The 13,037-nt window shown below is 63.6% G+C and carries 11 protein-coding genes, 1 tRNA gene and 2 pseudogenes; 3 read left to right on the top strand and 11 right to left on the bottom strand.

Going from position 1 to position 13,037, the window contains the following annotated elements; all coding sequences use genetic code 11:
- A pseudogene (locus tag GTK01_RS08050) lies at window positions 1-121 on the top strand (IS5/IS1182 family transposase); the annotation flags it as partial.
- 2 nt (window positions 122-123) lie between these two features.
- On the opposite strand, the gene GTK01_RS08055 reads toward GTK01_RS08050, so the two are convergent.
- From GTK01_RS08055 to GTK01_RS08075, 5 genes are all read right to left on the bottom strand, one after another.
- Window positions 124-807, bottom strand: coding sequence for a methyltransferase (locus GTK01_RS08055; RefSeq protein WP_252925366.1), 684 nt, complete (start codon window positions 805-807; stop codon window positions 124-126).
- The gene (locus GTK01_RS08060; RefSeq protein ID WP_252925367.1) at window positions 762-1,187 is read right to left on the bottom strand and encodes an EVE domain-containing protein; all 426 of its coding nucleotides are present in this window, start codon (window positions 1,185-1,187) and stop codon (window positions 762-764) included. Before GTK01_RS08060 ends, GTK01_RS08055 begins: the two co-directional genes overlap by 46 nt.
- Window positions 1,187-1,483 carry a YciI-like protein gene (locus tag GTK01_RS08065; RefSeq protein WP_252925368.1) on the bottom strand — a complete coding sequence of 99 codons (297 nt, stop codon included), beginning with the start codon at window positions 1,481-1,483 and terminating at the stop codon, window positions 1,187-1,189. The genes GTK01_RS08060 and GTK01_RS08065 overlap by 1 nt, the downstream gene beginning before the upstream one ends.
- Before the next feature lie 123 nt (window positions 1,484-1,606).
- Entirely contained in the window at window positions 1,607-3,436 is a 1,830-nt protein-coding gene (typA, locus tag GTK01_RS08070) for a translational GTPase TypA (protein ID WP_252925369.1), read from the bottom strand.
- Window positions 3,437-3,597: 161 nt separating this feature from the next.
- Entirely contained in the window at window positions 3,598-3,888 is a 291-nt protein-coding gene (locus GTK01_RS08075; protein ID WP_252925370.1) for a YggT family protein, read from the bottom strand.
- A gap of 172 nt (window positions 3,889-4,060) precedes the next feature.
- Between GTK01_RS08075 and GTK01_RS08080 the strand changes: the two genes are divergently transcribed.
- Window positions 4,061-4,136 (top strand) — tRNA-Ala (locus tag GTK01_RS08080).
- Window positions 4,137-4,756: 620 nt separating this feature from the next.
- Window positions 4,757-4,855 (top strand): annotated as a pseudogene (locus GTK01_RS08085) (transposase); the annotation flags it as partial.
- Window positions 4,856-4,901: 46 nt separating this feature from the next.
- Here the strand turns inward: GTK01_RS08085 and GTK01_RS08090 are convergent.
- Genes GTK01_RS08090 through GTK01_RS08115 form a run of 6 tightly spaced genes read right to left on the bottom strand, consistent with a single transcriptional unit; the run spans window position 4,902 to window position 13,035 of the window.
- Window positions 4,902-6,272: a M20/M25/M40 family metallo-hydrolase gene (locus tag GTK01_RS08090; RefSeq protein ID WP_252925371.1), complete on the bottom strand. Its 1,371-nt coding sequence runs from the start codon at window positions 6,270-6,272 to the stop codon at window positions 4,902-4,904.
- Complete coding sequence (locus GTK01_RS08095) at window positions 6,269-8,308, bottom strand: hydantoinase/oxoprolinase family protein (protein ID WP_252925372.1); 2,040 nt, start codon at window positions 8,306-8,308, stop codon at window positions 6,269-6,271. The genes GTK01_RS08090 and GTK01_RS08095 overlap by 4 nt, the downstream gene beginning before the upstream one ends.
- Window positions 8,295-10,151 carry a hydantoinase B/oxoprolinase family protein gene (locus GTK01_RS08100; RefSeq protein WP_252925373.1) on the bottom strand — a complete coding sequence of 619 codons (1,857 nt, stop codon included), beginning with the start codon at window positions 10,149-10,151 and terminating at the stop codon, window positions 8,295-8,297. Before GTK01_RS08100 ends, GTK01_RS08095 begins: the two co-directional genes overlap by 14 nt.
- Before the next feature lie 15 nt (window positions 10,152-10,166).
- Window positions 10,167-11,189 (bottom strand): ABC transporter ATP-binding protein, encoded by a 1,023-nt coding sequence (locus GTK01_RS08105; RefSeq protein WP_252925374.1) that lies wholly within the window; start codon window positions 11,187-11,189, stop codon window positions 10,167-10,169.
- Window positions 11,189-12,199: an ABC transporter ATP-binding protein gene (locus tag GTK01_RS08110; RefSeq protein ID WP_252925375.1), complete on the bottom strand. Its 1,011-nt coding sequence runs from the start codon at window positions 12,197-12,199 to the stop codon at window positions 11,189-11,191. The genes GTK01_RS08105 and GTK01_RS08110 overlap by 1 nt, the downstream gene beginning before the upstream one ends.
- The gene (locus GTK01_RS08115; protein WP_252925376.1) at window positions 12,196-13,035 is read right to left on the bottom strand and encodes an ABC transporter permease; all 840 of its coding nucleotides are present in this window, start codon (window positions 13,033-13,035) and stop codon (window positions 12,196-12,198) included. The genes GTK01_RS08110 and GTK01_RS08115 overlap by 4 nt, the downstream gene beginning before the upstream one ends.
- Window positions 13,036-13,037 lie beyond the last annotated feature (2 nt).

A 13,037-nucleotide genomic window follows, 5' to 3' on the forward strand; every position in this document is an offset into this window, starting at 1 on the left:
TATGTTCGCTCGCCTTAAGGACTGGCGGCGCATCCACACAAGGTACGAACGATGCGCTCACACCTTCTTGTCAGCAATCGCTTTCGCGGCAGTCTTCATCTTCTGGATCAATGAGTCCTGACCCTAGCCGAATTGCCAGACGGTGGTGCGTTTGACTTCGGCATCCTCCAGTATTCGCGTCACCGGCACCTCATAGCGGGCAAGTGCCGCCAGACGCTCGCGCGGCAGGTAGGCGCGGCCAGGATCCCCGACCAGAACGGTCACGCCCGCCATGGTCAACTCGCGCAGCCAGGGCACGAGCCGGTCGGCAAAGGAGCGGTCGTAAAAGACGTCGCCGGCCAGAAGCACGTCGCAGTCGAGCTTCTCGCCGACGAGGTCGCGGTCGCTGGTCTCGACGACAATATTGTTCGCCGCCGCATTGAGCGCAACGGCCGCCGCGCAGAAAGGATCGATGTCGCTGGCAAGGACGTGCAGCGCGCCCGCTTTCATCGCGGCGATGGCGACGAGGCCGGAGCCGGTCGCGAAATCGACGACGCGCCTGCCCGCCACGGTTTCGGGGTGATCGAGCACGTAGCGCGCCAGGCCTTGCCCGCCTGCCCAGGCGAACGCCCAAAAGGGCGGCTCGAGGCCGATGGCTTCGAGCTCGGCCTCGGTGCGGTGCCACAGGTCATGGGCCTCGTCGGCCAGGTGAAGCTCGATCTCGGGCACGTGCGGCGGCGCGATCAGCCCCGTGTTGGCGCGGATGAAGGCGCGCCTGTCTTTCACGGCGTTTTCTTGAAACCGGCCATTTGGCACACTTCCGCCCATTCGTCGGGCGTCACCGGCTGGACGGACAGGCGCATCGAGGTGACGAGCGACATCTTTGCGAGCTTCGGATTGGCCTTGACCTCGGCGAGCGTCACCGGTGTCGGCACCTTCTGCAGTGCCCGCACGTCGACGCATTCCCAGCGCGGATCATCGGTCGTGGAATCGGGATGGATCTCGCCGCAGACTTCGACGATGCCGACGACCTCGAGGCCGATATTGGAATGGTAGAAGAACCCGCGGTCGCCGACCTTCATCGCCCGCATGTTGTTGCGGGCCTGATAGTTGCGCACGCCGTCCCATTCCTGCCCCTTCTTCCCCTTAGCTTTCAGGTCGTCGAAGGAAAAGACGTCGGGCTCCGACTTGAACAGCCAGTATTGCATCAGGCTGCATCCGGCTTCTTGAAGACCCAGTTCCACGGGCGCACGTCGACATTCTCGAAAAGACCGGCCTTGGCATAGGGGTCGGCATCGGCGATGGCGCGCGCGGATTTTTCGTCCTCGGCCTCGATGGCGACCATCGAGCCGTTCGGCTTTCCCTGGGCGTCGAGGAAGGGGCCGGCAAAGCGCAGCACGCCCCTCGTGTCGAGCCCGTTCAGGTAGTCGACATGGGCCGGGCGATTGTCGAGCCGGGTCTGCAAATGTCCCGCCTTGTCCTTGCACAGTAGAATGTAGATCACGCGCGCACCCCTTCTCGTTCAACCGGATCGGTTCCGAGATAGTCCGGCGGCCGCCCCAAAAGCAAGACGGCCCCGCATCCATTGGACACGTGGCCGTCTTCAATCGCGTATGTCGCCCTGGACCTACGCCGCGCCGGCGACCTTGGCGGACTTTTCGAAGCGCTTGCGCTCATGCGGGTCGAGATAGAGCTTGCGCAGACGGATCGTCTTCGGGGTGACCTCGACGAGCTCGTCATCCTGAATCCAGGCGAGCGCGCGCTCCAGCGTCATGCGGATCGGCGGGGTGAGGCGGACGGCCTCGTCCTTGCCGGCAGCGCGGATGTTGGTGAGCTTCTTGCCCTTGAGGACGTTCACTTCCAAATCGTTGTCGCGCGAATGGATGCCGATGATCATGCCGGCATAGACCTTGACGCCGGCGTCGATGACCATCGGGCCGCGATCCTCGAGATTCCACATGGCGAAGGCGACCGACTCGCCCTGGTCGTTCGAGATCAGGACGCCGTTGGTTCGGCCCGCCAGCTCGCCCTTGTAGGGCTGGTAAGAGTGGAACAGCCGGTTCATGACGGCGGTGCCGCGCGTGTCGGTTAAAAGCTCCGACTGGTAGCCGATGAGGCCGCGCGTCGGGGCGTGGAAGACGAGGCGCTGGCGGTCGCCGCCGGAGGGACGCAGCTCGACCATGTCGGCCTTGCGCTCGGACATCTTCTGCACGACGACGCCCGAATGCTCCTCGTCGACGTCGATGACGACCTCTTCGATCGGCTCCAGCAACTCGCCGTTCTCGTCCTTCTGCATGACAACGCGCGGACGCGAGACGGCGAGCTCGAAGCCCTCGCGGCGCATGGTCTCGATCAGGACCGCGAGCTGCAATTCACCGCGACCCGAGACGTAGAATGAATCCTTGTCGGCCGATTCCTCGATCTTGAGCGCGACATTGCCCTCGGCTTCCTTCAGCAGGCGGTCGCGGATGACGCGGCTCGTCACCTTGTCGCCCTCGGTTCCGGCCAGCGGCGAATCGTTGACGATGAAGGACATGGTGACGGTCGGCGGGTCGATCGGCTGCGCCTGCATCGGCTCGGTCACCGACGGGTCGCAGAACGTGTCGGCGACGGTGCCCTTGGAAAGGCCCGCGATCGCGACGATGTCGCCTGCCTGCGCTTCCTCGATCGGCTGGCGCTCGAGGCCGCGGAAGGCGAGAATCTTGGAGACGCGGCCGTTTTCGAGCAGCGAGCCGTCATGGTGCAGGACCTTGACCGACTGGTTCGGCTTCAACGTGCCCGATGCGATGCGGCCGGTGATGATGCGACCGAGGAACGGGTTGGCCTCCAGGATCGTGCCGATCATGCGGAACGGGCCAGGCTCGACGGTCGGCTCGGGCACGTGCTTCAGGACGAGGTCGAAGAGCGGCGCGAGCTTTTCGTCCTTCGGTCCTTCCGGGTTCTCGGAGACCCAGCCATCGCGGCCGGAACCGTAGAGGATCGGGAAGTCGAGCTGCTCGTCGGTGGCGTCGAGGGCGGCGAACAGGTCGAACACCTCGTTGACGACCTCGACGTGACGGGCGTCGGGACGGTCGATCTTGTTGATGACGACGATGGGCCGCAGGCCGACCTTCAGCGCCTTGCCGACGACGAACTTGGTCTGCGGCATCGGGCCTTCGGCAGCGTCGACGAGGACGATCGCGCCATCGACCATCGACAGGATGCGCTCGACCTCGCCGCCGAAATCGGCGTGGCCCGGCGTATCGACGATGTTGATGCGCGTGTCCTGCCAGTCGACCGAGGTCGCCTTGGCGAGGATCGTGATGCCGCGCTCCTTTTCCAGATCGTTCGAATCCATCGCGCGTTCGGCCACGCGCTGGTTCTCGCGGAACGAGCCCGACTGCTTGAGGAGTTCGTCGACGAGCGTCGTCTTGCCATGGTCGACGTGCGCGATGATCGCGATGTTGCGGAGCTTCATAAGGTGTACCCGGGGGGTTTTGGGGCCAGCACCTCTAGGCGCGGCGATTTCGTTGGCGCGCTCATACAGGTTTTTCCGCAAATGCGAAAGGGGGCGCGGTGCGCCTCACATGGGGCTGGCCGCGTCCGATATCAATCCGCGCGGCCCATCTTTCCCAAACGTCAGATGAGCGCCGGCGCGACCGTGGTCAAAATGAACTGGCGCAGGAAGAAGATGAGAAGCAGAAGTATGATGGGCGAGATGTCGATGCCGCCCAGATCGGGCAGCAAGCGGCGGATCGGCCGCAATGCCGGCTCGGTGACCTTGTAAAGGAAACTGCCGATCGTGCCGACAAACTGGTTGCGCGGATTGACGACGTTGAAGGCATAGAGCCAGGAGAAGATCGCCGACAGGATGATCAGCCACCAGTAGATGTCCAGCGCCAGGATGATGGTCTGAATGAGGGCGATCATGCAGGTCTCCGTAGGTCGCGACCGGCCGCGACCGATGCTCTTTCGTATGTTGCCGACATTTAGACGCTGGGTTCGTGCGCGGCAAGCCCCGGCTCCGCGGCGGGGCCGCGCCGATGCAAAGATCACCTTGACAGAAAACAGGTGGCCTCCCTAAATGCGCGGCACTGGTCATGGGGCTGTAGCTCAGTTGGGAGAGCGCGTCGTTCGCAATGACGAGGTCAGCGGTTCGATCCCGCTCAGCTCCACCAGTGTTTTCCCGCAAACACCAGTCCACAACACCGTCTGCGAAAAGTGCCGCAAGTTCCGTAGGTTGCGCGAGCGGGTCCAACGAACTTTCATGCGGGAAACGCTACTTGCTTCAGAGTTGACCTGATATGGGCGCGCCATCTGCAGCCCGTTCTGCGGGGATCGCGCGGTCGGTTTGAGGCGCCTATTGCAGCGCTGCAGCTTGCTCGGACCAGAGCATCGGAAGATCGGCTCGCGCCAGCCGGCGAGCCGACAGACCGCAGGCCTGAGAGCCATTGAGCAGCTTATCTGTGAGCTTTGGTGCCAGGAATGCGAGCGGCAGAATGCGTCCGACATCGACGCGATGCACGCCGAAGCCTGGCTACATCTGAGACGGTCGTGTGTGGTGCCCGTGTCAGATGCTGGAGATAAAGATGCGCCTTTGCCAAAAGGTTGACGAGGGCTGCATTGGACGAGCGCGAGCGTTCATCCTTCTGGATGATCAGGCGCATCTCATTGCCGGTGCGGGCACCGACCTCAATTCGAGATAGCGAGACAAAGAGGGTGCGGACGAAGCTTGACCTGCCACTGAGTTTTTCCTCCACCTGGAGTTGGAGTCCGGCCTCGATTGAAGGACGGACAGATGAAGCGGAAGCGGTTTACGGAAGAGCAGATCATGGCGATTCTGCGCGAGCACGAGGCGGGTGCGAAGGCGGCCGATCTGGCCCGCAATCAGGGAGTGGTGCGAAAGCGGGCGTTTTCGCGTCCAGAAACACAGCCCCGCAATTTTATCGCAACGCGCCGATTTGGGTCAGGATCGCGGCGCCGGTTCGCACTCCATCGATGAAACGGACGATCTCCAGATTTTCGTTGGGGGCGTGGTTCGCCTCGTCGGCATTGGCATACGGTATGACGAATGCCGGCAGGCCCAGGATCTTGGTGAACACATAATCCGGAAGGCTGCCGCCAATGGTGGGATATAGCAGCGGCTCGACGCCGCGTGCGGCCACGACGGCTTGGCGGAGCGGCTCGGCGAAGCGGGAGTCCATCGGCGTCTTGGACGGAAGCATGCCGTTGAGCGGTACGAATTCGACATCCGGCGCATGGATGGCAACGTGTGCGGCAACCTTCTCGAAGACGTATTCGGGCGTCAGCGGCTCGACAAGGCGCACATCGCATTTGACGAACGCCTCGCAGGGAAGGACCGTTTTCATTCCAGGCCCGCCATAGCCCCCATGCAGACCGTTGATTGTCAGCGTCGGGTGAAACATCACCCGGTCGTAATACGCACGATCCTTCGGTTCATCCAGTTCGGCCAGGCCAAGTTGCGCCTTCACCTGGTCGACATCCAGAGGCAGTCTCGATACCGCCTCACGTTCGTAGTTGGTGGGCGCAATGACCGGTTCGGTAAGACCCTCGATCGTGATCTCACCGGTCGGGCTCTTCATCGTCGCAAGAAGATGGACGAGCTTCCAGATCGCGTTCGGCACGATTCCGCCGAAATTGCCTGAATGCACGTCGCGCGAGGCCGTCTTGGCGCGCAACTCGAAGGCGGCGACACCGCGAACGCCGAACATGATGACCGGCAGGCCGGTGTCGTGCAGCGGCCCGTCCGATGTCACGACCAGATCGGCGTCAAGGCGCGCCGCGTGCTCGCGCACGAACTCGGCGATATGCGGACTGCCGATCTCTTCCTCGCCCTCCAGCAGGAACACGACATTGCACGGCAACTCGCCGTGCACGGCCAGATGCGATTCGATCGCAAGGAGCTGGGCGAAGTGCTGCCCCTTGTTGTCTCCAATGCCGCGCGCGTAGATCCGCCCGTCGCGGATGGTGGGCTCGAAAGGCGGGCTCACCCACAATTCCAGCGGATCGGGCGGCTGAACGTCATAGTGGCCGTACAGGAGGATCGTGGGCTTGTCCGGCGAAACTTCGCGCCGTCCCAGGACCATCGGGTGGTTTTTGGTCGGAACGGCTTCCGCTTCGAAACCGAGGCGCGTCAGGGTCTCGACCAGAATGGACGCGACCTCGCGGATACCGACATTCTGCGCGCTGATCGACGGATGGCGGACATAGTCCATCACGCGCTGGACGAAACTTTCCTCGTTGGCCGCAATATGATCGAAGACTGCCTGAAGAGCCTGGCTCGGTTCGCTCACTGAATCGTCCCTTCGCGTCGGGTGAGAATGATCGTGCCCGTCTTGTGGACTTCCCCCGACCAGTCAGGCAGGACGAGCGTGGTGGTGTCGAGCTGGGTCAGGATCATCGGACCATCGAATGTCGTGCCGGCGCCGAGCGAACCGCGATCGACCACCGGCACGTCCATCTCGCCGGCAGGAAAGCTTACTTTCGTGTGGGCATATGGTTCGAAAGCCCCGGCATCGTCGACTTCGGTGACCGGCGGGCTCGATGTCATGCCCATCGCTTCCACCCGGAGCGTTACCAGTTCAACGGCCGACTTCAGGGTAAAGCCGTAGAGAGACTGGTGCTCGCCAGCAAAGGCGGCTTCAAGTTTCTCCCGCTCCCCTTCCCATCCGATCGCGAGTTCCCCGCCTTGACCATGATAGCGCAGGAGCGCGACCCATTTGATGCTGCGCTTTTCCGGCGCCACGCGTTCCTCGTCGAGCCACGCCGTCGCGTCGCTCTCAAGCTCCAGGAAGACCTGCGTTGCCGCATCGATGTCGATGGCGCCGGCACGCGGCAGGGTGCGGGTGAATTCGGCTTTCAGGTCGGCCGCCAGGAGCCCGTCCGCGCAGAGAACGCCCGGTGCGGGCGCGATCATGACACGTTCGATCCCAAGGAGATCCGCCAGCGAGCAGCCGTGGAGGGGGCCGGCACCGCCGAACGGCATCAAGGTGAACTTGCGCGGATCGTGACCGCGCTCGACCGACACGACGCGGACGGCACCCATCATGTGGTTGTCCGCAATGGCGAGAATGCCGCGCGCAGCATCCTGTACCTCAAGCCCAAGCGGATCGGCGATCTTGGAGACGACGTCCCTGGCCGCCTCCTGGTCGAGCGCCATGCGGCCGCCGAGCAGCGACGAGGGCAGATGGCCAAGGACGACATGGGCGTCGGTGACGGTGGCCTGCTGCCCGCCATGGCCATAGGCCGCCGGACCTGGCCGGGCGCCCGCGCTGCGCGGGCCGACCGAGAGTGTGTGATCGGTCACGGCTGCGATCGATCCTCCTCCCGCGCCGATGGTGACCATGTCAACCATCGGAAGGGGCAAAGGCCACTCGCCGACCCTGCCGTTCTGGGTCAGTCCGATGCTGCCGCCCTTGATCAGGCAGATGTCCGCGCTCGTGCCGCCAATGTCGACGGTGATGATGTCCTCGATGCCGCAAGCCGCTGCCACCGCGCGCGCGCCGACCACGCCAGCGGCAGGGCCGGACAGCGCCGTCAGGGCCGGGGCCTGACGTATGGCGGCGGCGCCAGCGACGCCTCCGTTGGACTGCATCAAAAGCAGGGGCGCTCCGATGGCCTCGTCTTCAAGGCGCTTCTCAAGCCGGCCGACATAGGTCGTCACGCCAGGCATGACGGTGGCGTTGAGCACGGTCGTCAGCGAGCGCTCATATTCCCGCACGACAGGAAGGACATCGACCGAGGTGGTGATGGCGAGATCCGGCAACTTTTCGCGCAGGATTTCCGCCACGCGCCGCTCGTGGGCGGGATTTGCGAAGGCGTGAAGCAGGCAGACGCCGACAGCTTCGACATCCATCTCTGCGATCAGGCTCGCCGCCTCGCGTACGCTCTCCTCGTCGAGTTCCTCAAGGACCGCGCCGCCGGGCGCCAGACGTTCGTCGACTTCGAAGATGCGGGACGCGGGGACGGGGCGCGCCGGCTTCTCCCAGGTATAGAGATTGGCGTTGCGCGGAATATCCTGACGACCGATCTCCAGCACGTGGCGGAAGCCACGGGTGGTAATCAGGGCGGTGGGCGCGCCCTTTCCTTCAAGGATCATGTTGGTGGCGACAGTGGTGCCGTGGAGCACGCGCGCCAGCGCGGAAGCCGGCACGCCCGCATCCGCGAGCGCCAGCCTGATGCCGTTCAGGAAGGCTTCGGACGGATCGCTCGGTATGCTTGGCGTCTTGGCACGCCAGACATTGCCGCTCGACCGGTCAAAGAGCGAGATATCGGTGAACGTGCCGCCGATATCGACGGCGATTGAGAGCGTGTCCTCAGACGAGCGCATCAACATACTCCTGACGGTGAAAACGGGCAGTTGCGGGACGGGCGGCGCGTAGACGCTGCGTGGCGACCTCGTCGACCCGCACGTCGACGATCACGACGCCGTAGATCTCGCGCGCGGCCTCGCGGCTTACAAAGCCGCCCAGAAAATCCTCGAGTATCTTTGCCGGGGCGCGGTCAAAGGGGTGACCATGGCCGCCGCCGCCGCCGGTCTCAATGCGCAATATGTCCCCCTTGTAGAGCAGATTGCCATCTGAGAGCGGTGCGAGAACGCGTTCGCGGTCGGTACCGGGATTGACCACCGCGCGCCCGGAGCCGCCGGACCTGCCGCCGTCTATGCCCCAAGGCGGGTTCTTGACGCTGTCAATGCGGATCGCGATCATCGCGTCCTCGGCCAGGATTTCGTATTCGCGAACGATGCCGCAGCCGCCGCGATGGCGGCCGGCACCACCGGAATCCGTGAGGATGCCGTATGTCCGCAGCTTTATCGGGTAGGCGAGTTCGAGGAACTCGACGGGGTAGTTCTCCTGGGCGACGAAGTAGACGGCATCAATGCCATCGGCATTGGGCCGCGCGCCGTAGCCGACGCCGACGCCATCGGCCAGCAGAAACCGCTCCAGGTCGCCGTTGGCCGTGCGAAAGTTGCCGCGCATGATCGAGATGACATAGGCGGAGTTCGCCGCCGGAGCGCCGCCATTGGCGACGTTGACAAGGCCGTTGATGGCCGAAATCACGCGCATGGTCGTCAACCCGCGCATGCCCAGCGGGGCCGGGAAGCGAGGTGCCAATAGCGAGCCTTCGCGCAGGATCACTTCGTCCAGCGCGTTGGGACCGCCGGCGTTGCACACTTGCGAACTGTCGCCGCCAAGATAGTAGAGGCCGAGAGCCATGCCCGGGACGCCGCGGTTCATCAGGTAATTGACTGGCCCAAGCGCCTGATCGTCGGTCTCGCTGGCATCAAACACGAAATGGTCTTCGCCATCCTCGCCGCGTGCGCGGGTCAACGAGAAGCGGAGCTTGAAGGGGCCGTTGCCGTGGCCGTCTCCGTCGATCGCGTCGGTGAAGGAGTGGGTGCCGTAGTCGAAGGAAAGCGCGAGGCGCTCGCGGACAAGTCGCCGGGTCCGGTCCAGGAGTTGGGAAAACGCATCGGCCACAACATCGGCGCCGAAGCAGTCGAGTATGCCGGAGACCCGCTTTACGCCAAGCTCGACGCTGGCCATGAGGGCCCGCATGTCACCGTCGCTCTGTTCGGGAAAACGGGAGTTGCGGTGGAAGATCGCCAGAGCGGCATCGTTGATCTGGCCCTCGCTGACAAGCTTCGTGATCGGGATGATGATGCCTTCCTGGAAGATATCAGTGGCGTCCGGGCTGATCGATCCGGGGCGCAACCCGCCTACATCGGCGAAATGTGCCCAGCTCATCACGAAGCCGCAACGGCGTCCGTCCTGGAAGACAGGGGCAAGCAAGACCTGGTCGTTGGAATGGGAGACCGCACCTCGCGAGCCGTAGCAGTCATTGTACCAGTACAGATCGCCAGGTTTCATGGTTTCGGGTGGAAAGTGCTCGAAGACCGGTGTCGTCATGTCGCCAAAGATCGGCACCATCGAGCCAACCGCCATGACGCCGTTCTCGTCGAACAATGCCGTGTAGAAATCCTTCTTCTCACGAATGAAGGCGGAGATCGCAGTGCGCTCCAGCAGCGCCTCCATCTCGGCCTGGGCGGCGGCGATCGCACCACGGATAATCTCCAGTGAAATCGGATCGCAAACGCGCTCGCCATCGCTGCGCGGCGTCGTGACTGCGGCGGCGGAATTCGCGCCGAGCCCGTAACTGGGGGATTCAAGCATCTGTAGGATTCCTATTCAGCGTGCGATTTCAGGGAGCAGTTCGGGAGTTCTGGCTGTCTGCTGTGCTATCGCCTCGAGGCGGATGCAGGCGGCCTGTTGCCCCGTGCGAACTTCCCGCAATTCCGGTTCGATCTGGGAGCAACGCTCATCGGCATAGGGGCAGCGCGTATGGAAGGCGCAACCGGAAGGCTTGCGAGCGGGATTGGGCGGATCCCCCGCCAGTGCCTCGATCTCCTCGAGCTGGCCGGGGCGCAGGCGAGGTGCCGCGTTGAGCAGTGCCTGCGTGTAGGGGTGGCGCGGGTTGGTGAATATCTGCTCGGCGCTACCGACCTCGACGATGCGGCCGAGATACATGATGGCGATGCGGTCGCACATGCGCTTCACCACGGAAAGGTCGTGGCTGATGAAGAGATAGGTCAGGCCAAACTGATTGCGCAGATCGCGAATGAGGCGCAGCACCGTCGCCTGCACGGAAAGGTCCAGGCCGGACGTGGGTTCGTCGAGGATGACGATACGCGGATGGAGGCCAAGTATTCGCGCCAGCCCGATGCGCCGCTGCTGGCCGCCCGAAAGCTCATGCGGGTAGCGCGACCGGAATCCTGCATTGAGGCCGACGGCATTCAGCATCCTGTCAATTCGCTCTGCTCGTTCGACCGGGTCGGCAACGCCGCCCACCTTCAGCGACTCGTCAAGCGATGCGCCGACGCGCCACCAGGGATCAAGCGCCGCTCCCGGGTCCTGATGGACATACTGAATGTCGCGCCTTGCCTTGCGGCTGTGTCTGGCGGGAAGGCCGGAGACGATATTGCCATCCAGCACGATCTGGCCGGCCGTCTCGGTTTGGAGCCCGAGGATTGTCCGCGCCAGTGTCGACTTTCCACATCCCGATTCGCCGATGACACCGAGTATTTCGCCTTCCATGAGGGTCAGCGAAACACGCTCGACGGCGCGGATCGGGGGAAGCTTGTCCTGGAAGAGCTTCCGGCGAGGTTTGAACGTCGTGCTGACATCCTGGAGTTCAACGAGAACTTTTGGCATCAGGAAACGATCTCCGAATAGAGAACGCACGCGACTGCCTGCCTGTCCGCTTCTCCGTACAAGAGCGGTGGCCGCGCGGCGCTGCAGATGTCGAGCGCCGCGGGGCAGCGGGGATGAAAGCGGCAACCGGAAGGTGGCGATACGGGCACAGGAACCTGGCCGGGGATGCCAATGAGTTCGTCCGACCTGTCGGGATGGCATCTGATGAGCATTTGCGTGTAGGGATGGCGCGGGTCGTTGATGATCTCGCCCGTGGGCCCGTACTCGGCGGTCTGTCCGGCATACATTATGGTGACGCGGTCGCTGAGCTGACCGATGACGCCAAAATCATGTGTCACAAGCAACATGGAGACGTCGAAGCGAGCCGCGAGTTCCTTGAGCAGCTTGAGGATCTGCAACTGCGTGGTCACATCGAGTGCCGTTGTCGGCTCGTCGGCAAGAATGATCTGTGGCTGGCAGGCGATCGCACCGGCGATAAGCAGGCGCTGGCGCTGTCCGCCGGAGAACTCATGCGGGTAGCGATCGAGGGCGTTGCGCGCGTCGGGGACTTGGACGGCGTCCAGCAATTCGATGATGCGTTCGCGATGACGGGCGCGAACAGAGCGCGTATAGCGCCGGTCCGAACTCTCGCCCGGCATGCCATGCCAGCGCAGGATTTCCAGGAGCTGATCGCCGACGGTGAAAACCGGATTCAGGGCGAGATAGGGATCTTGTGGGATGAAGCCGATGGCAGCGCCTCGGATTTCACGCTCGAGCCGTCGCTGCGGCATCGACAAGAGATTCTCGCCACAGAACTGGATTTCGCCGGTTACCGAGTGTGCGCCGTGCGGCAGGATACCGAGGATGGAGCGGATCAGGGTCGACTTGCCGCAACCGGATTCCCCCGCCACGCCCATGATTTCGCCGCGCCTGAGCTCAAGGTTGACGTGGTCGAGGATCTTTGCAGGCCCATCGTCGGAATGGACGGTCACGCTGAGGTCCCGGACAGACAGGACGAGATCATCCCTCATCGCGACCTCCGCAGGCGCGGATCGACCAGATCACGCAGCCCATCACCGAGAAAACTGAAGCCGAGCACGACGATAAAGATGGCGAGGCCGGGGAAGGTGGCATACCACCAGCTCTGCGGCAGGTATTGTCGGCTCTCGGCGATGGTGAGGCCCCAATCGGGATCGGGCGGTGCCGCGCCCACTCCGAGGAAGCCGAGCACCGCGAGCGTCAGAATCGTGAACCCCATGCCGGCCGTGGCGCGGACGATGACCGGGGCGGCGACATTGGGCATGACGTGCAGGGTCAGGATGCGGAGCCGGCTTGCACCGAGGCTCTCGAGCGCATCGATGAACAGGGCGCTTCGCACACGCCGGGTCTCGGAGTAGACGGTGCGGGTGAAGAATGGCCAGTAGGTCAGTGCCAGGGCAAGGATCGCGCTCCATATGCCGCCCGAAAGAATCTGCGCCATGGCAAGGGCGAGGACAAGCTGGGGCACCGCGAGGAAGACGTCGGTGACGCGCATGATCGTCTCGGATACCCATCCGTCGCGATAGCCGGCGATGAGGCCGAGCGGAATGCCGATCACCATGGCTCCCAACACCACAATCAGGCTGGCGGCAAGAGCGGGGCGGGTGCCGAGGATGACACGCGAGAGGATGTCGCGACCCAGACCGTCCGTTCCGAAGGGATAGTCCGCACTCGGCGGCTTGAGCCGCATCATGAGGTTGGAATCAAAGGCTTCGGCCAGGCGCGGCGCGATATATGGTGCGAAGATCGCGACGATCACCAGTGTCAGGACGATGAGCGCGCCGATTACGGCCGGGACGTCGCGGAGGAATCTGCGAAGGATCAGCATTG

The sequence above is a fragment of the Aliihoeflea sp. 40Bstr573 genome, from assembly GCF_024105655.1.
In the GTDB taxonomy this organism is placed as follows: domain Bacteria; phylum Pseudomonadota; class Alphaproteobacteria; order Rhizobiales; family Rhizobiaceae; genus Aliihoeflea.